Genomic DNA, 15,503 nt, shown 5'->3' on the forward strand with positions numbered 1-15,503 from the left:
CGCGTCCCGGGTCGGCGGCACCCGCCGGTAGCCGTCGGAGCGTCGGTGTCCGGCCGGGTCGGTGCGCCGGGCAGGATGGTGGCCATGACGCTCGTGCTCCCCATCGACCCCGAGGCGAACCGGCTGCTGGAGCGCAGCCCGCTGGCCCTGCTGGTCGGCATGGTTCTTGATCAACAAGTCTCGATGGAGAAGGCCTTCTCGTCGCCGTACGTGCTGGCGCAGCGGCTCGGCCACGACCTGGACGCGGCGGAGTTGGCCGGCTACGACACCGAGGCGCTGGTCGCGCTCTTCGCCACCCCGCCCGCGCTGCACCGGTTCCCGAAGGCGATGGCGAGCCGGGTGCAGGAGGTCTGCCGGGTGCTCGTGGAGCGTTACGACGGCGATGCGGCGCTGCTGTGGTCGGACGTCGCCGACGGGCCGGAGCTGCTGCGGCGGGTCGCCGACCTGCCCGGCTTCGGAAAGCAGAAGGCGCAGATCTTCGTGGCGCTGCTCGGCAAGCGGTTCGGGGTGACCCCGCAGGACTGGCGCACGGCGGCCGGCGGGTACGGCGACCCCGGCGCCTACCGGTCGGTGGCGGACGTCACCGACGCCGACTCGCTGCGCCGGGTGCGGGAGTACAAGCAGCAGATGAAGGCGGCGGCGAAGGCCGAGAAGGGCTGACGTTCAGGCGGCGGTGGGGTGTGCCAGGGAGGCCAGCGCGCGCCGGACGTCGGCCAGCGAGACGGTGGCCGAGTCGTCCAGGTCGGCGAGGCCGGCCTCGATCCACTGCCGCATCAGCGTGGTGACCCCGATGCCCCGGGCGTCGGCGGCGGCCCGGACCCGCTCGTAGGTGTCCAGCGGCAGCCGGACCGACCGGCTCACCATCGGCACGTCGGTGTCGGGTGTCGGCAGGTCCACCGCGGGGCTCTCGTCGATCAGCTCGGCGAGCCGGTCGTCGCCGCTGTGGAACTGCTTCGTCGCGTCGTTGCGGTGCATCGTCACGGCTCCCCTCATCGGCGATCTCTCCGCACGGCCTCGTCGTAGCGCTTGGACTCGACGTCGCTCAGCTCGCGGGCGGAGAGGATGTCCCAGTCGTTGTCGGTGCCATCGGCCTCGGCGAGCAGCACCGCCAGCCGGCGGCCCCGGCGGGCGGCGGCGTAGACCACCATCACGTCGTCGCCCAGGTGGCGGATGACCCGCCGCGCGCTGTGCAGTGCCTCCCAGACTTCCCCGGGTGTGACGTCGTAGACCCTCAGGTTGGCCAACGCCTCGTCGGTGAAGCTGAACCTGCTGCCCACGAGGCGCAGCGTACCACGCGCGTAACACGTACCGGGATGACTCGATATTCGCTGATCACGGCTTCGTGGTGACAGGATGAGGCGTAATCCCCTCGAGGAGGTCCATGGTGAAGCGTCAGGCGTACCAGCCGATTCTGATCACCGATGCCTCGCGCAGCCAGCACGATCAGCTCACCAGCCGTCAGCGCCGCTATGTCCTCATGATGGGCATCCGGGTGGCCTGCATCGTGGCCGGAGCGATCCTGGTCGGCGCGAAGGCACCCCTGCTCTGGCTCTGGTTGCCGCTGTGCGCCGTCGGCATGGTGCTCATCCCGTGGCTGGCCGTGCTGCTGGCCAACGACCGGCCGCCCAAGGAGGAGCACCGGCTGGCCAACCGGTTCCATCCCCGGCGGCGGGACGAGGCCCCACCGATGAGCCTCACCACCGAAGAGCACCCACACAAGATCATCGACGTCGAGCCCTGACCCGCCAAACGCGGGCCAGGGCTCCGACGCCTCAGGCCGGTGGTCGGGCGCCGACGCTGGAGACGGCCAGCGCCCCCAGCTCGGTCGCGCGGTCCAGGGCCGCGGTCGCGGTGGCTCCGCCGAGCCAGGCGGTCAGCAGGCCGGCCGCGAAGGCGTCGCCGGCCCCGGTGACGTCCACCACCGCCACCCGCCGGGCCGCCGCCACGCTGACCGTGGCCGTGCGGCCCTCGACCCACACCGCGCCCGCCGCGCCACGTTTGACCACCACCCGCCGGGCCGTCGCCGACAACGCCCGCCCCTGCGCCGCCGGGTCCAGCCCGCCGGCCAGCACGGTGGCCTCGTCCGCGTTGACCAGGAGCAGGTCGACATCGCGTACCCAACCCAGGAAGGTCCGCGCACCGACGCGCCGCAGCGGCCCCGCGGAGGCCGCGTCGACGCTTGTGGTGAGCCCGCGCTCGCGGGCGGCGGCCAACGCCCGCAGCCCCGCTGCGCGCGACGCGTCGTCCAACAGGGTGTACGCGGACAGGTGCAGATGCCCCGCGTCGGGCGCCGCCGCGACGGCCTTCTCGACGTGCTCGGCGCTCAACCGCAGGTTCGCGCCCCGCGACGTGACCATGGTCCGCTCGCCGTCGGCGGTCAGCACGATCACCGTGCCGGTGGGGACGCCCGGCACCCGCTCGAGGACGCAGTCCACGCCCGCGCGGGCCAACTCGGCCATCCGGTCGCCGCCCGCGGCGTCGTCGCCGACCGCGCCGACGAGCGTGACGGCGACCCCCTGCGCGGCCACCCAGGCAGCGGTGTTGGCCGCCTGCCCGCCGCCGCCGAGGCTGATCTCGGCGGCGGTGTCCGTACCGGCCGCGAGCGGCCCGGTGAGCACCGCGACCACGTCGGTGATCACGTCTCCGACGACCACCACGCGGGTCCCAGGGGTCATGCCGGGACGGCGGAGGCGCGGGCGACCGCGGCGACCGCGATGCGCGCGGCCAGGTCGGCGTTGCGCAGGATGATGCGGATGTTCACCGCGAGGCTCGCGCCCTCGGTGGCCGAGTGGAAGTGTGCCAGCAGGTACGGCGTGACGGCCTTGCCGGTCACCCCGTCCCGCTCCAGCAGGGCCAGGCCCTCGGCCAGGGTCCGGTCGTGCAGCTCCGGGTCGAGCTGCTCGTCGACCGGCAGCGGGTTGGCCACGAGCAGGGCGCCGGTGTGCACGGCGTGCTCGTCCCGGGCGGCCAGCACGGCGGCTACCTGCTCCGGCGAGTCCACCGACCAGTCCAGGTCGAAGCCGGCGTCGGTGAGGTAGAAGCCGGGGAACCGTCGGGTGCGGTAGCCGAGCACGGCGACCCCGAGGGTCTCCAGCCGTTCCAGGGTCGCGCCCACGTCGAGGATCGACTTGACCCCGGCGCAGACCACCGTGATCGGCGTCTGGGCCAGGGTGACCAGGTCCGCCGACTCGTCGAAGGTGTGCTCCGCCTCCCGGTGCACCCCGCCCAGCCCGCCGGTCGCGAACACCCCGATCCCGGCCGCCGCGGCCACCGCGCTGGTCGCGGCCACGGTGGTGGCCCCGTCCGCGCCGGTCGCCGCCGCCACGGCCAGGTCGCGCACCGAGAGCTTCGTCACACCATCGACGGTGGCCAGTCGGGTGAGCTGCGCGTCGTCCAGACCGACCACCAACTCGCCACGGATCATGCCGATCGTCGCCGGCACCGCCCCGGCGTCCCGGACCGCCTGCTCGATGTCCCGCGCCACCCGCAGGTTCTGCGGGCGGGGCAGGCCGTGCGAGACGATGGTGCTCTCCAGGGCGACGACGGGTCGGCCGTCGCGCAGGGCTGCGGCGACCTCGGTGCCATAGCTGATGCGAAAGTCAGTCACACGGGCACCGTACGGGGTCCGAGGGCGACCGGCCTCAGGTGGACCCGGCCGTGATGACCTGCCAAACTTGTCGGTTGGAGGTGCAGACGTGAGCACAGAGGTTCTCGAGCGTCCGGAGCTGAAGGACGCCGACACCGGTCCGGAAATGTTCCACTACGTCCGCAAGGAGAAGATCGCCGAGAGTGCCGTCATGGGCACCTTCGTGGTCGCGCTCTGCGGCGAGACCTTCCCGGTCACCAAGGCGGCCAAGCCGGGCTCCCCGGTCTGCCCCAAGTGCAAGGAGATCTACGACTCGTACAGCGAGTGAACCCGGGCCGGTGCTCCGGTCGGCGACGTAGCCTGCGGCGGTGACCACCTCCACCGCCCTGCTCCTCGCCGACCTGACCGGCGTCGCGGTGTTCGCCGCCTCCGGCGCCTCGGCCGCGGTGGCCAAACGGCTCGACCTCTTCGGTGTGGCGTTCGTCGGCTTCGTCGCCGCGCTCGGCGGCGGGATCTTCCGCGACCTGGCCATCGACGAGGTGCCGCCGCTGGCCTTCGCCGACTGGCGGTACGCCACCACCGCCGCGGTCGCCGCGGTCGCCGTGTTCTGGCTGCACCCGCAACTCGCCCGGCTGCGCACCACCGTGCTGGTGCTCGACGCGGCCGGCCTCGCGCTGTTCACCGTGACCGGCACGCTCAAGGCGCTCGACGCCCGGGTGCCGGCCGTCGGCGCCTGCCTGATCGGCATGCTGACCGCGATCGGCGGCGGTCTGGGCCGGGACCTGCTCACCGCGGAGATCCCGGTGGTGCTGCGCCGGGAGATCTACGCGGTGGCCGCGCTGGCCGGCTCGGTCGCGGTGGCGCTGCTGTACCGGACCGGCCAGACCGGCCCGGTACCGCTCATCGCCGCCGCCGTCGGGGTGTTCGGGTTGCGCCTGGTGGCGATGCGTCGCCGCTGGTCCGCGCCGGTGGCGGCGTTGCGGCCACCGCGCACCGGCGAGCCCTGGTGAGGGTCACGGATGTGACCAGCGTGGCGTCGCCTGGGCCCACGGGCGCGCGCTGGTTATGCTGAGTCGGCCTTCGCGGCAGCTTCTGCGCGGAGGCGTTTTCATGGGCGGCGGTACTCGTGGCCCTCGCCCGGTGTCCGCCCTCGTGCGGTCGGAGAGGAGCTTCGCGTGGCAGCCCGGACACCGGTGCTAGAGACGTTCCCGGCACTGCGTGCCTGGCAGCGCAAGGCCCTGGTGGAGTACCTGCGCCGTCGTACCGACGACTTCACCGCGGTCGCCACACCGGGCGCCGGCAAGACCACCTTCGCCCTGCGCATCGCCGCCGAGCTGCTGGCCGACGGCACCGTCGAGGCGGTCACCGTGGTGGCCCCGACCGAGCACCTGAAGACCCAGTGGGCCGAGGCCGCAGCCCGGGTGGGCATCCAGCTCGACGCCGCGTTCCGCAACGCCGACGTGCACTCCGCCGCCGACTTCCACGGTGCGGTGATCACCTACGCCCAGGTCGGCATGGCCCCGCAGGTACACCGGCGCCGCACGATGACCCGGCGCACCCTGGTCATCCTCGACGAGATCCACCACGCCGGCGACTCCCGTACCTGGGGCGACGGGGTCAAGGCCGCCTTCGAGCCGGCCGTACGCCGGTTGATGCTCACCGGTACGCCGTTCCGCTCCGACGACAACCCGATCCCCTTCGTCGAGTACGAGCGGGGCGGGGACGGGCTGCTGCGCTCGCGCGCCGACTCGGTGTACGGCTACGCCGACGCGCTGCGCGACGGGGTCGTCCGGCCGGTGCTCTTCCTCGCGTATTCGGGGGAGACCCGCTGGCGTACCAACGCCGGGGACGAACTGGCGGCCCGCCTCGGCGAGCCGATGACCCAGGACCTGGTGGCGCAGGCGTGGCGGACCGCCCTGGACCCGGCGGGGGACTGGATGCCGCAGGTGCTGCGGGCCGCCGACGCCCGGCTCACCGTGCTGCGCAACGCGGGGATGCCCGACGCCGGTGGCCTGATCATCGCCACCGACCAGCAGACCGCCCGCTCGTACGCCAAGCTGATCGAGCAGGTGACCGGTGAGAAGGCCGCCGTGGTCCTCTCCGACGACCAGGGCGCGTCCGCGCGGATCGCGACGTTCGCGGCGTCCGACCAGCGGTGGCTGGTCGCGGTGCGGATGGTGTCCGAGGGTGTCGACATCCCCCGGCTCGCCGTCGGCGTCTACGCCACCAGCGCCAGCACGCCGCTCTACTTCGCCCAGGCGATCGGCCGGTTCGTGCGGGCCCGTCGCCCCGGCGAGACCGCCTCGGTCTTCCTGCCCAGCGTGCCGCACCTGCTCGGGCTGGCCAGTGAGATGGAGAACGAGCGGGACCACGTCCTGGGCAAACCCAAGGAGGCCGACGGGTTCGACGACGACCTGCTGGAGCGCGCCCAGCGCGACGACCAGGCCAGTGGGGAGTTGGAGAAGCGGTTCGCCGCGCTCTCGGCGACCGCCGAACTGGACCAGGTGATCTTCGACGGCGCGTCCTTCGGGACCGCCGCCCAGGCCGGTACGCCCGAGGAGGAGGAGTACCTCGGCCTGCCCGGTCTGCTCACCGCCGACCAGGTCTCCCTGCTGCTCACCAAGCGGCAGGCCGACCAACTCGCCGCCCAGCGCCGCCGTACCGCCGAGCGGGCCGCTCAGCCGGCCGCTGCGCCCTCAGCGGCGCCGCCGGTACCCATGAGTGCCGCCCAGCGCCGTGTGGCGCTCCGCCGCCAACTCAACGCCCTGGTGGCCGCCCGGCACCACCGCACCGGCCAGCCGCACGGCAAGATCCACGCCGAGCTGCGCCGGCTCTGCGGCGGGCCGCCGAGCGCCCAGGCCACCATCGAGCAGCTAGAGGAACGCATCGCCACCGTGCAGACCCTCTGACCCCACGTACCCCAGGCACGGGACGAACGACCTCAGCACTCAGGCCCCGACGTACCCGGGCACCAGCCGCACTCCAGGCACACGGACCCGATGACCCGGGGCGTCCCTCCGCCACCGGACCGCCGAGCGCCCTGGGCACCCTCGGCAACGTGAGCACCACAAGCACCCATGTCGGTGCCGAGCGGCTCTGCTCGTGTTGCGCGCCGCACCAAGATCACGCTCGATCATTGATTTAGTGGTGTCAGCGCGTCTATGAGGCCACTAAATCCTGGTTCGAGCACGATCTTGCGGGTGCGGGTGCGGGTGCGGGTGCGGGTGCGGGTGCGGGGCTGCGCGGCGCGGAGGGCGCAGGGCGGTGCAGGGGGACACGGACGGCACCGAGGGACGCGGAAGGGCGCGGGGCGCTCAAGATCTGGGCAACTTCGGGGATGTTGCTGCCTCTCGCGCGTCGGAACCGACAACATCCCTGAAGTTGCGCAGATCTTGCCGGGCGCTCGGCGGGGCCAGACAGGAAAAAGCCGACCGGAGGCACCCTCTCGGGTACCTCCGGCCGGCTATGTCGGGTTGCGGACTCAGTTCGCCATCAGATCGGCGCCACGCCAGCTGAACTCGGGGTCCGTCGCGAACCGAACGGTGATCTTCACGAGATCCTCCGCGTACTTGTTCGCGTGGTGCCCACAGAACACCAGCTCGCTCCCACCCGAGAGAGTGATCCGGAGCTTGCCGGCAGCATTGCAGCGGTCGCACCGTTCATCGGCGGCTGGGGGAGCCACCGTCTCGGGCGGCGGCGTGAGGGTCGGGGTCATCGCCTTCCTCCTCTGGTCGTCACCGATGAACAATCTCTTCGGTCGTTGCTCACCTATCGTGCAACACCCGTGCTGGGCCTTGCCTTCCCTGTGTGCCCGCGGGGGACCGAGGTCACACATGGCAGGGACAGTGTGCCGTGAACCCAGGGTGCCACGTCAACGATCACATTCGTGCATCCGGACGATCACCAACTGGCGTTGCACGCCAGGTGGTCAAAACGACACGTTCGGTTGACGAAACAGGCTCAGTCCAGGTAATCCCGAAGAACCTGCGACCGGGACGGGTGCCGCAGCTTGGACATCGTCTTGGACTCGATCTGCCGGATCCGCTCCCGGGTCACCCCGTAGACCTGACCGATCTCGTCAAGCGTCCGCGGCTGACCGTCGGTCAGGCCGAAGCGCAGCCGTACGACGCCCGCCTCCCGCTCGGAGAGCGTCTGCAGCACCTGCTGGAGCTGGTCCTGCAGGAGCGAGAACGAGACGGCGTCGACGGCGACCACGGCCTCGGAATCCTCGATGAAGTCACCGAGCTGGCTGTCGCCCTCGTCGCCGATGGTCTGGTCCAGCGAGATGGGCTCCCGAGCGTACTGCTGGATCTCCAGCACCTTCTCGGGTGTGATGTCCATCTCCTTGGCCAGCTCCTCCGGGGTGGGCTCGCGGCCCAGGTCCTGGAGCAGCTCGCGCTGTATGCGGCCGAGCTTGTTGATGACCTCGACCATGTGCACCGGGATGCGGATGGTGCGGGCCTGGTCGGCCATGGCGCGGGTGATGGCCTGCCGGATCCACCAGGTGGCGTACGTGGAGAACTTGTAACCCTTGGTGTAGTCGAACTTCTCGACCGCCCGGATGAGACCGAGGTTGCCCTCCTGGATCAGGTCGAGGAAGGCCATCCCGCGCCCCGTGTACCGCTTGGCGAGGGACACGACGAGACGGAGGTTCGCCTCGAGCAGGTGGTTCTTGGCGCGCTCGCCGTCGCGGGAGATCCAGCCCAGGTCGCGGACCATCTCCCGGGCGAGCTTCTCCTCGCCCTCGTCGGCCGCGCGCAGCTGCTCGGCGGCGTAGAGCCCGGCCTCGATCCGCTTGGCCAGCTCCACCTCCTGCTCGGCGTTGAGCAGCGGGACCTTGCCGATCTGCTTCAGGTACGCCCGGACGGAGTCGGCGGAGGCGGTCAGCTCGGCGTCGCGCCGGGCCTGCTTGAGCGCCTCGGACTCCTCGTCGTCCCACTCGAAGTCATTGTCGGTGGCCGACGCGGCGGCGTCGGTCTCGGCGGCCTGGGCCAGCTCGGCCGGCTCCTCGACCACCACGTCCTCGATGGTGGCGGCCAGCTCCTCCGGGTCGATCTCACCCTCGGCGCCGTCGGCCCCCTCGCCCTTGGCCTTGCCGGCGGCCTTGACCGGCTTGGCGCCGGCCGCCGCGGCCACCGTCGCCTTGGTGGCGCGGGTGGACTTGGTCGCCTTGGCCGGGGCGGCCGCGGCGGCGGCGACTCCGGCGGTGCTGCCGGCGGCCTTGCGGGCGGCCACCTTGCGCGGGGCCGGCGCCGGCTGCGCCTCGTCGGAGGCGGGCGCCTGCTTCGGGGCGGGCGCGGCGGCCTTCTTGGTCGTCTTGGCGGTGGTGGCTCGGGACGCGGGGGTCGTCGAGCGAGCCGCGGCGACCCGGCGGCGGGTACTCGCCGAGCCGTCCACCACCACGGTCACTCCCGCCTCGGAGAGCGCCCGCAGGATCTTCTTGGCCTGGGCCGGAGTCACCTCGGCGGTCTCGACGGTGCGCGCGAGCTGAGCCGACGTGAGCTGACCGCCAGCGCTCTGCGCGTGGGCGATCAGAGTGTCGGTGAGCGAGCGAACGTCGGCGCCGGGCTGGCGGGGTTCTGTCACGAATGACCTTCCGGAGGCGAAGAGCGGGCACGGCCGGGTCGTCCGGCACGGCGTGGGTCAACCGGGCCGGGCGATGTGGTTGAGGGACCCCCGTGTCCCGGACCGGCCGGGGTCTCGGCGGTCCGTGGCGCGTGGGCAGGGGTGAATTGTAACGCCGTCTGCGGCGATCATCCTGCGCCGCACGGCGTAACGGCGGCGGGACCGCCGATTCGGCGCAGATGTGGACTTTGTAAGGATGATACTCGCGCACGGCCCGCAACGCCCCGGTCGTGCCGGAAGGGGACCCTGGAATGGACCGTTCGGCACCGCCACCGCGGGAATTGTTGACCATCGCGATCGAGGTGGCGCGGGACGCCGCGGCGACCGCGTACCGGATGCGGGTCGAGGGCGTCTCCGTGGCGGCCACCAAGAGCACGGTCACCGACGTGGTCACGGCCGCGGACCGGGCCGTCGAGCGCCAGGTTCTCGACGCGCTGCGCCGGCTGCGACCGGGGGACGCGGTCCTGGGCGAGGAGTACGGCACGACCCAGGCCGGTCCGGTGGCGCCGGGCGGGGTGCGGTGGATCGTCGACCCGATCGACGGCACCGTGAACTACCTCTACGGGTTGCCGTACTGCGCGGTGTCGCTGGCCGCCGAGGTCGACGGGGTGGTGGTGGCCGGCGTGGTGCGCAACGTGCACACCGGTGAGGAGTGGACCGCCACGGCCGGCGGCGGGGCGTGGCGGGACGGCGTCCGGCTGCGCTGTTCGGGCGAGACCGACCTGGGGCAGGCGCTGGTCGGCACCGGCTTCGGCTACGACGCCGGCCGACGGGCGCACCAGGCGTCGGTGGTGGCCGGGCTGATCGCCTCGGTACGCGACATCCGCCGCCTCGGCGCCGCCGCGCTGGACCTCTGCCTGGTCGCGGAGGGGCGACTGGACGCGTACTTCGAGAAGGGGCTGTCGGCCTGGGACCAGGCCGCCGGCGGCCTGATCGCCGCCGAGGCGGGCGCCCGGGTCGCCGGCCTGGCCGGTCACCCGGCCGGCCCGGACCTGGTCATCGCGGCCCCGCCGGCGCTCTTCGCCGGGCTGCACGACCGGCTGGCCGCCCTGGATGCCTCCGGCGGCCCCTGACTTCGGTCGGGGGCCGCCGGTCAGGCCGTCACTTCTTGGGGGCGGGGGACGGGCAGGAGCCGGCCGGCGCGACCGGCGGACCCAGGTCGCCGAGGGACTGGTTGACCTCGGTGGTGGTGGCGAGCTGCTGGAAGCCGTTGCCCAGCACCACGTCCACCGTGTCGTCGGTGCGCTTCTCGTCGTAGACCGGCTCGGCGTTGTTCAGGAAGTACGCCTTCAGCAGGTGGGCGGAGCTGACACCCTTGGGGCCGAACTTCAGCACGGCGACGTCGTCGATGCCCTTGGGCGCGTTGCCGACCTTCTTGACCTGGAACTTCCGGTTGCGGAAGTCGTCGGCGACGGTGCCCGCCCGGCCCGGCTCGTCGGTCCCGTTCAAGACGTTGATCTTGACGTCCTTGGGCTCGTGCAGCGTGACGTCGGCCAGCGGCCAACCGTCCGGGCAGCCGCCCGCCGCGCCGGCCTCGCCCTGGCTGTCCCGGACGATCGCGGTGATCACGAACGCCAGCGCCAGGACCCCCAGCAGGCCGACGACGACGAGTGCTCGCACTCGCGCAAAACTCATCTGGGTGCTCCCCGGACCTGAGGTGGGTGGTGGCGGCCGCCAACGATCGCACTGACCGCCGGCCGTCGAATACGCCGCTGAGGTTAACGGTTGTCCGGCCGTCGCGTGGAAACAGTCCGACATGCCGGCGCGCCGACCGTGAACCGGGTACTACTACCCCTATCTTCGTGTCGCCTGAATCACATTGGGAACAACTTCGCGTGCGGGGGCGTACAACTCAGCCGCAAGGGCGGTATACATGCCTCGCCCAAGGGGGGGTAAGGTTCCGCGCTCGCAGGGGAGTGGCCCCAGCGGTCCCGACCCGTACGGTCCCGTGGGTCGGGTGCCCGACACAAGTGGTTGCCGGCCAGCGGAACCGAAACAGCGTCGTCCGGCGTTACAACCGGAAGCGACAACATCGATATGGGAGAGTGACATCCGATGGCCACCGACTACGACGCCCCGCGTCGCGACGAGGTCGACCTCGGCGAGGACAGCCTGGAAGAGCTCAAGGCCCGACGCGTCGACTCACAGTCGGGCGCGGTGGACGTCGACGAGGCCGAGGTCGCCGAGAGCTTCGAGCTGCCCGGTGCCGACCTGGCCGACGAGGAGCTCACTGTCAAGGTGCTACCGATGCAGCAGGACGAGTTCCGGTGTGCCCGCTGCTTCCTGGTCCACCATCGCAGCCAGCTGGCGGTCGAGCGCAACGGCGAGCTGATCTGCCGAGAGTGCGTCTGACACGCACGACACCGGCGGCGGCCTCCTGATCGGGGCCGCCGCTACCGGTGTAGGCGTGCGACGCCGGTGGGTACCTGCTTGACTCGTAGCGGGTAGCCACAGCACCGGGAGGTTCCACCCATGAGCGATCGAGGCGACACCACCGACGGCGGCGCGGACGACCTCGGTGCCACCGTCGCGGCGTTGACCGAGGACGACATCGCGCCGGCCCGGCGACGCCAACTACTCACCCGGATGGTGTCCCAGGCCCGCAGCCGGGGCGTCGCCGACCTGTTCAAGCCCCGTGCCGCCGTGCGCTGGATGGTCGACACGGTGGCCGAGATCGCCCCGCACGTGCCGGTGCGCGACCTGGCCACCCTGCGTCGGCACTTTCCCGGCCTGGACGACGCCGCACTGGCCGAGCGTCTGATCCGCAACGCCTCCCGCACCACGGCCGGGATCGGCGCGGCCGGTGGCGGAGTCGCCGCCGTCGAGTGGACGGTCGCGCCCACACTGCTCTCCGCGCCGGTGCTGCTCGCCGCCGAGACCGTCGCCGTCGTGGCGGTGGAGCTGAAACTGATCGGTGAGCTGCACGAGATCCACGGCGTGTCGCTGCCCGGCGCCGGCGGCCAGCGGGCGGTGGCCCTGGTGCACTCCTGGGCCACCCAGCGCGGGGTCAACCCGATGGTGCCCGGCGTTGGCGTCGGCGCGGTGCTCGGCACCGCCGCCCGCAAGGAGATGCGGGACATGCTGCTGCGCCGCTTCGGGCGCAACCTCACCACCCTCGGGCCGTTCCTCACCGGCGCGGCGGTGGCCAGTTTCCTGAACCGCCGGGCCACCCGCCAGATGGCCGACCAGCTCCAGGCGGACCTGCGCCGGCGCGGCATCGCCCGGCCGGCGCCACCGCCGGCACTCCCTGGCCCGCCCACGGGCACCTGAGCGGGCGCCGAGCGCCGGTCAGCCCGGTTCGCCGGCCGTGGAGTCGGCGGGCCGGGCGGCGTCCCGCGCGGCCAGCAGCGCCTCGGCCAGCTCGACCGGACGCCTGCTGCTCACCACCCAGAACGGGGTCGGGTCGGCCGGGTCGTCGAGCACCACCTGCACGGCACCGCCGATCCAGGGCCGCTGCACCACGAAGGCGAGCGGGTCCGCGCCGACACCCAGCACCTCACGACGACCGGCGGCGTCCAACGGGACCACGTCGGCCACGAAGCGCGCCGGCAGCCGGGCGTCGTCCACCCGCAGCTCACCGTCGACGACCGCCACCCGGATCCGGCCCAGCCACCACAGCCCGGCGGCGGTGACCGGCAACAGCACCGCGAAGGGCACCCAAGCCCGGGCGCCGGAGCCACCCATCCAGATCTCGACGGCCAGCAGCCCGGCGGCCACCAGGCTGGTCAGCCACAGCCACCAGGGCAGGTCCAGCCGTTCGGCGTACGCCGGGCGGGCCGGAACCGCCGACCGATCGGCGGACGGGGAGGGCGACATGCTCACTCCTGCGAGGGTACGGCGCACGACAGGCCGGCCAACCGGCAGGATGGCAGGGTCACCGGAGACAACCGGACCGAAGAGGGGACCCGTGACCGACGTCGTACCCGTGCCCGTGCGGCTGCTCGATGCCGAGCTGCCGCTGCCCACGTACGCCCATCCCGGCGATGCCGGGGCCGACCTGGTGGCCGCCGCGGACGTGGAGCTGCCGCCCGGCGGTCGGGCCCTGGTGCCCACCGGCGTGGCCATCGCCCTGCCGGACGGTTACGTGGGTCTGGTCCATCCCCGCTCCGGCCTGGCAGCCAGGCTCGGCGTGACGGTGCTCAACGCGCCCGGTACGGTCGACGCCGGCTACCGGGGTGAGATCATGGTCAACCTGATCAACCATGATCGGGACACGCCCGCGAAGATCTCTCGCGGCGACCGGATCGCCCAGCTCGTGGTCCAACGGGTGGCGCGGGCGCGGTTCGAGCCGGTGGCCGAGCTGCCCGGGTCCGCGCGGGGCGCCGGCGGGCACGGCTCGACCGGCGGGCACGCTCAGCTGGTGCCGTCACCGGTCGGCGGGCAGACGGAAGAAGTGGCAGGGTGATCGTGAACAGCGGAGGGTGGGCGCAGTGATCTTCTCCCGAAAGCGGGCCGATGCCGGGCGGCACACCCGCGACGAGCGGGCCACCGAGGTCCTCGACGAGGGCGCCGCGGCGCCGGCGCTGGTGCGCGGGCCGTACGACATCTCCGAGGTCGACGACGAGGTACAGCGGCTCGACCTGGGCAGCCTGCACATCCCGGCGATCGCCGAGGTGGAGGTGCGGGTGCAGGCCGACCCGCAGGGTGTGATCCAGCAGGTTGTGCTGGTGCACGGGGACAACGCGTTGCAGCTCGGCGTCTTCGCGGCCCCCCGGTCCGAGGGGATCTGGGACGAGGTGCGCGAGGAGATCCGGCAGTCGCTGCTGCGCGACGGCGCCTCCGCGCAGGAGGTCGCCGGCGAGTACGGCCCGGAGCTGCACGCCCAGGTGCGGACCCCGGACGGCCCGACCAACCTGCGGTTCGTCGGCGTCGACGGGCCGCGCTGGATGGTCCGCGGCGTCTTCCAGGGCCCGGCGGCCCTCGACCCGGCCAGCTCGGGCCCGCTCGCCGAGTGCCTGGAGGGCCTGGTGGTCGACCGTGGCCAGGAGGCGAAGCCGGTCCGGGAACCGCTGCCGCTGCGCCTGCCCCGCGAGATCGCCGACCAGGCCGGGGACTCCTCCGAGGCCCCCCGCCAGGTCTGACCGACCGCGTCCCGGCCCGCCGGAACCGGCCCCGTCGGCGTACGCTGGCGGGACGGTTCCGGCGTTGCCGGAGCCGGGCCGGTCCCGGCGAGCGTGGAGAGGGTGACGCGGAGGTCATGACGACCGACGAGAGCAAGGTGTCGCTGCGGCGCATCCTGCACCGGTTCACCGCCAGCGAGGCCGAAATCGACGCGCAGGAGTTGCGGCAGGAGAGCGCCGAGTGCGGTGGCGTGCTGGCCCAGCAGTGCTCCCGGGGCCAACTGGTCTCGGTCGCCGGTCGGCTGCGCACCGTCGTCTACACGCCGCGCACCAACCTGCCCACCCTCGAAGCCGACCTGTACGACGGCAGCGACGTGGTCACCCTGGTCTGGCTGGGCCGGCGGCACATCTCCGGGATCGAGCCGGGGCGGCACCTGACCGCGCGTGGCCGGGTGGCGATGCGCGACGACCGCAAGGTCATCTACAACCCTTACTACGAGCTGGACTCGCCGAAGTGACGGCGCCGGAAACGGAAGGCCGGTCATGACGACGGGACAGGACCGGGCGGCACAGCCGGAGACTCCGCCGGGCGACGACGAGGCGCTGCCGACGATCGCCGAGCAGATGGCCGACCAGCTCGGCGGCTGGCGCGGGCTGGTCGAGTCCAGCATCCCGGTGGTCGTCTTCGTGCTCGCCAACATCATCGGTGACCTGCGGCCCGCCGTGATCGCGTCGGTGGCCGTCGCGCTGCTGATCGCCGGGTTGCGGCTGGCCCAGCGTCGGCCGGTGCGGCACGCGGTCAACGGGCTGTTCGGCGTCGGCATCGGCGCCGCCATCGCGTGGCGTACCGGCAACGAGCGGGATTTCTACCTGCCCGGCATCCTCTACGGCATCGGCTACGGCGTGGCACTGCTGATCTCGGCGGCCGTCCGGCAGCCCCTCGTCGGGTGGATCTGGTCGGTGCTGGTCGCCAAGGGCCGCTCCGAGTGGCGGGCCGACCCGAAGCTGGTGCGTACCTTCACCCAGCTGACCGTGCTCTGGGGCGTGGTGTGGCTGGCCAAGGTGGGCGTGCAGGCCGGGCTTTACTTAGCCCACCAGGACACCGCGCTGGGCGTGGCCCGGCTGGCCCTGGGCTACCCGCCGTACGCGCTGCTGCTGTTGATCACCGTCTGGACGGTGCGCCGGGTCACCCGGGAGCCGCAGCCCACCCCGCTGCCCGGCGCCTGACCGCC

General features: G+C 72.6%; 20 protein-coding genes. 12 read left to right on the plus strand and 8 right to left on the minus strand.

Features of this window, described 5'->3' with window-relative positions; all coding sequences use genetic code 11:
* Window positions 1-75 precede the first annotated feature (75 nt).
* On the plus strand, window positions 76-660 hold the full coding sequence (locus AC3EN4_RS11795; protein ID WP_435206035.1) for an HhH-GPD-type base excision DNA repair protein: 585 nt from the start codon (window positions 76-78) through the stop codon (window positions 658-660).
* A gap of 3 nt (window positions 661-663) precedes the next feature.
* Here AC3EN4_RS11795 and AC3EN4_RS11800 read toward each other — a convergent pair whose 3' ends face one another.
* Together AC3EN4_RS11800 and AC3EN4_RS11805 are read right to left on the minus strand one after the other, a co-directional pair.
* Entirely contained in the window at window positions 664-993 is a 330-nt protein-coding gene (locus AC3EN4_RS11800; RefSeq protein ID WP_422738941.1) for a hypothetical protein, read from the minus strand.
* On the minus strand, window positions 990-1,277 hold the full coding sequence (locus AC3EN4_RS11805) for a hypothetical protein (RefSeq protein ID WP_124771959.1): 288 nt from the start codon (window positions 1,275-1,277) through the stop codon (window positions 990-992). The genes AC3EN4_RS11800 and AC3EN4_RS11805 overlap by 4 nt, the downstream gene beginning before the upstream one ends.
* Window positions 1,278-1,381: 104 nt before the next feature.
* On the opposite strand from AC3EN4_RS11805, the gene AC3EN4_RS11810 reads away from it, so the two are divergent.
* Window positions 1,382-1,741, plus strand: a complete 360-nt coding sequence (locus AC3EN4_RS11810) for a DUF3099 domain-containing protein (RefSeq protein WP_422738942.1) — start codon at window positions 1,382-1,384, stop codon at window positions 1,739-1,741.
* A gap of 31 nt (window positions 1,742-1,772) precedes the next feature.
* Here AC3EN4_RS11810 and AC3EN4_RS11815 read toward each other — a convergent pair whose 3' ends face one another.
* Both AC3EN4_RS11815 and AC3EN4_RS11820 read right to left on the minus strand, forming a co-directional pair.
* Window positions 1,773-2,675 carry a carbohydrate kinase family protein gene (locus tag AC3EN4_RS11815; RefSeq protein ID WP_435205964.1) on the minus strand — a complete coding sequence of 301 codons (903 nt, stop codon included), beginning with the start codon at window positions 2,673-2,675 and terminating at the stop codon, window positions 1,773-1,775.
* Window positions 2,672-3,607: a pseudouridine-5'-phosphate glycosidase gene (locus AC3EN4_RS11820; protein ID WP_435205965.1), complete on the minus strand. Its 936-nt coding sequence runs from the start codon at window positions 3,605-3,607 to the stop codon at window positions 2,672-2,674. The genes AC3EN4_RS11815 and AC3EN4_RS11820 overlap by 4 nt, the downstream gene beginning before the upstream one ends.
* Before the next feature lie 88 nt (window positions 3,608-3,695).
* On the opposite strand from AC3EN4_RS11820, the gene AC3EN4_RS11825 reads away from it, so the two are divergent.
* The 3 genes from AC3EN4_RS11825 to AC3EN4_RS11835 all read left to right on the plus strand — a co-directional run bounded on the left by AC3EN4_RS11825 (window position 3,696) and on the right by AC3EN4_RS11835 (window position 6,495).
* Window positions 3,696-3,914: a DUF3039 domain-containing protein gene (locus AC3EN4_RS11825; protein ID WP_278151181.1), complete on the plus strand. Its 219-nt coding sequence runs from the start codon at window positions 3,696-3,698 to the stop codon at window positions 3,912-3,914.
* Between the two features lie 40 nt (window positions 3,915-3,954).
* A complete protein-coding gene (locus AC3EN4_RS11830) occupies window positions 3,955-4,596 on the plus strand; it encodes a trimeric intracellular cation channel family protein (RefSeq protein ID WP_435205966.1) in 642 nt (213 codons plus the stop codon).
* Between the two features lie 165 nt (window positions 4,597-4,761).
* Window positions 4,762-6,495, plus strand: a complete 1,734-nt coding sequence (locus tag AC3EN4_RS11835) for a DEAD/DEAH box helicase (RefSeq protein WP_422738948.1) — start codon at window positions 4,762-4,764, stop codon at window positions 6,493-6,495.
* Between the two features lie 572 nt (window positions 6,496-7,067).
* On the opposite strand, the gene AC3EN4_RS11840 is transcribed toward AC3EN4_RS11835, so the two are convergent.
* Together AC3EN4_RS11840 and AC3EN4_RS11845 are read right to left on the minus strand one after the other, a co-directional pair.
* Entirely contained in the window at window positions 7,068-7,301 is a 234-nt protein-coding gene (locus tag AC3EN4_RS11840; protein WP_355234582.1) for a DUF7455 domain-containing protein, read from the minus strand.
* Between the two features lie 245 nt (window positions 7,302-7,546).
* Complete coding sequence (locus AC3EN4_RS11845) at window positions 7,547-9,172, minus strand: RNA polymerase sigma factor (RefSeq protein ID WP_435205967.1); 1,626 nt, start codon at window positions 9,170-9,172, stop codon at window positions 7,547-7,549.
* A 290-nt stretch (window positions 9,173-9,462) separates the two neighbouring features.
* On the opposite strand from AC3EN4_RS11845, the gene AC3EN4_RS11850 reads away from it, so the two are divergent.
* The gene (locus AC3EN4_RS11850) at window positions 9,463-10,284 is read left to right on the plus strand and encodes an inositol monophosphatase family protein (RefSeq protein WP_435205968.1); all 822 of its coding nucleotides are present in this window, start codon (window positions 9,463-9,465) and stop codon (window positions 10,282-10,284) included.
* Between the two features lie 28 nt (window positions 10,285-10,312).
* Here the strand turns inward: AC3EN4_RS11850 and AC3EN4_RS11855 are convergent, their stop codons facing one another.
* Entirely contained in the window at window positions 10,313-10,831 is a 519-nt protein-coding gene (locus AC3EN4_RS11855; RefSeq protein ID WP_422740613.1) for a LytR C-terminal domain-containing protein, read from the minus strand.
* A 435-nt stretch (window positions 10,832-11,266) separates the two neighbouring features.
* On the opposite strand from AC3EN4_RS11855, the gene AC3EN4_RS11860 reads away from it, so the two are divergent.
* Together AC3EN4_RS11860 and AC3EN4_RS11865 are read left to right on the plus strand one after the other, a co-directional pair.
* Window positions 11,267-11,563, plus strand: coding sequence for a DUF4193 domain-containing protein (locus tag AC3EN4_RS11860; RefSeq protein ID WP_007075406.1), 297 nt, complete (start codon window positions 11,267-11,269; stop codon window positions 11,561-11,563).
* A gap of 120 nt (window positions 11,564-11,683) precedes the next feature.
* On the plus strand, window positions 11,684-12,481 hold the full coding sequence (locus AC3EN4_RS11865) for a hypothetical protein (protein WP_435205970.1): 798 nt from the start codon (window positions 11,684-11,686) through the stop codon (window positions 12,479-12,481).
* Between the two features lie 18 nt (window positions 12,482-12,499).
* Here the strand turns inward: AC3EN4_RS11865 and AC3EN4_RS11870 are convergent, their stop codons facing one another.
* Complete coding sequence (locus AC3EN4_RS11870; RefSeq protein WP_422738952.1) at window positions 12,500-13,027, minus strand: DUF3093 domain-containing protein; 528 nt, start codon at window positions 13,025-13,027, stop codon at window positions 12,500-12,502.
* A 91-nt stretch (window positions 13,028-13,118) separates the two neighbouring features.
* On the opposite strand from AC3EN4_RS11870, the gene dut reads away from it, so the two are divergent.
* The 4 genes from dut (at window position 13,119) to AC3EN4_RS11890 (ending at window position 15,498) form a co-directional block, all read left to right on the plus strand.
* Window positions 13,119-13,616 carry a dUTP diphosphatase gene (gene dut, locus AC3EN4_RS11875; RefSeq protein ID WP_435205972.1) on the plus strand — a complete coding sequence of 166 codons (498 nt, stop codon included), beginning with the start codon at window positions 13,119-13,121 and terminating at the stop codon, window positions 13,614-13,616.
* Window positions 13,617-13,641: 25 nt separating this feature from the next.
* On the plus strand, window positions 13,642-14,292 hold the full coding sequence (locus tag AC3EN4_RS11880; protein ID WP_422738954.1) for a DUF3710 domain-containing protein: 651 nt from the start codon (window positions 13,642-13,644) through the stop codon (window positions 14,290-14,292).
* A gap of 116 nt (window positions 14,293-14,408) precedes the next feature.
* Window positions 14,409-14,789, plus strand: coding sequence for an OB-fold nucleic acid binding domain-containing protein (locus tag AC3EN4_RS11885; protein ID WP_422738955.1), 381 nt, complete (start codon window positions 14,409-14,411; stop codon window positions 14,787-14,789).
* A gap of 25 nt (window positions 14,790-14,814) precedes the next feature.
* Complete coding sequence (locus AC3EN4_RS11890; RefSeq protein WP_435205973.1) at window positions 14,815-15,498, plus strand: DUF3159 domain-containing protein; 684 nt, start codon at window positions 14,815-14,817, stop codon at window positions 15,496-15,498.
* Window positions 15,499-15,503 lie beyond the last annotated feature (5 nt).

The organism is Micromonospora sp. bgisy143 (assembly GCF_057708145.1).

Excerpts from the sequence above, each read along its gene's own strand:
- AC3EN4_RS11795 (WP_435206035.1), top strand. The coding sequence starts at position 76 with ATGGTGGCCATGACGCTCGTGCTCCCCATCGACCCCGAGGCGAACCGG.
- AC3EN4_RS11800 (WP_422738941.1), bottom strand. The coding sequence starts at position 993 with ATGAGGGGAGCCGTGACGATGCACCGCAACGACGCGACGAAGCAGTTC.
- AC3EN4_RS11810 (WP_422738942.1), top strand. The coding sequence starts at position 1,382 with ATGGTGAAGCGTCAGGCGTACCAGCCGATTCTGATCACCGATGCCTCG.
- AC3EN4_RS11815 (WP_435205964.1), bottom strand. The coding sequence starts at position 2,675 with ATGACCCCTGGGACCCGCGTGGTGGTCGTCGGAGACGTGATCACCGAC.
- AC3EN4_RS11840 (WP_355234582.1), bottom strand. The coding sequence starts at position 7,301 with ATGACCCCGACCCTCACGCCGCCGCCCGAGACGGTGGCTCCCCCAGCC.
- AC3EN4_RS11850 (WP_435205968.1), top strand. The coding sequence starts at position 9,463 with ATGGACCGTTCGGCACCGCCACCGCGGGAATTGTTGACCATCGCGATC.
- AC3EN4_RS11860 (WP_007075406.1), top strand. The coding sequence starts at position 11,267 with ATGGCCACCGACTACGACGCCCCGCGTCGCGACGAGGTCGACCTCGGC.
- AC3EN4_RS11865 (WP_435205970.1), top strand. The coding sequence starts at position 11,684 with ATGAGCGATCGAGGCGACACCACCGACGGCGGCGCGGACGACCTCGGT.
- AC3EN4_RS11870 (WP_422738952.1), bottom strand. The coding sequence starts at position 13,027 with ATGTCGCCCTCCCCGTCCGCCGATCGGTCGGCGGTTCCGGCCCGCCCG.
- AC3EN4_RS11885 (WP_422738955.1), top strand. The coding sequence starts at position 14,409 with ATGACGACCGACGAGAGCAAGGTGTCGCTGCGGCGCATCCTGCACCGG.
- AC3EN4_RS11890 (WP_435205973.1), top strand. The coding sequence starts at position 14,815 with ATGACGACGGGACAGGACCGGGCGGCACAGCCGGAGACTCCGCCGGGC.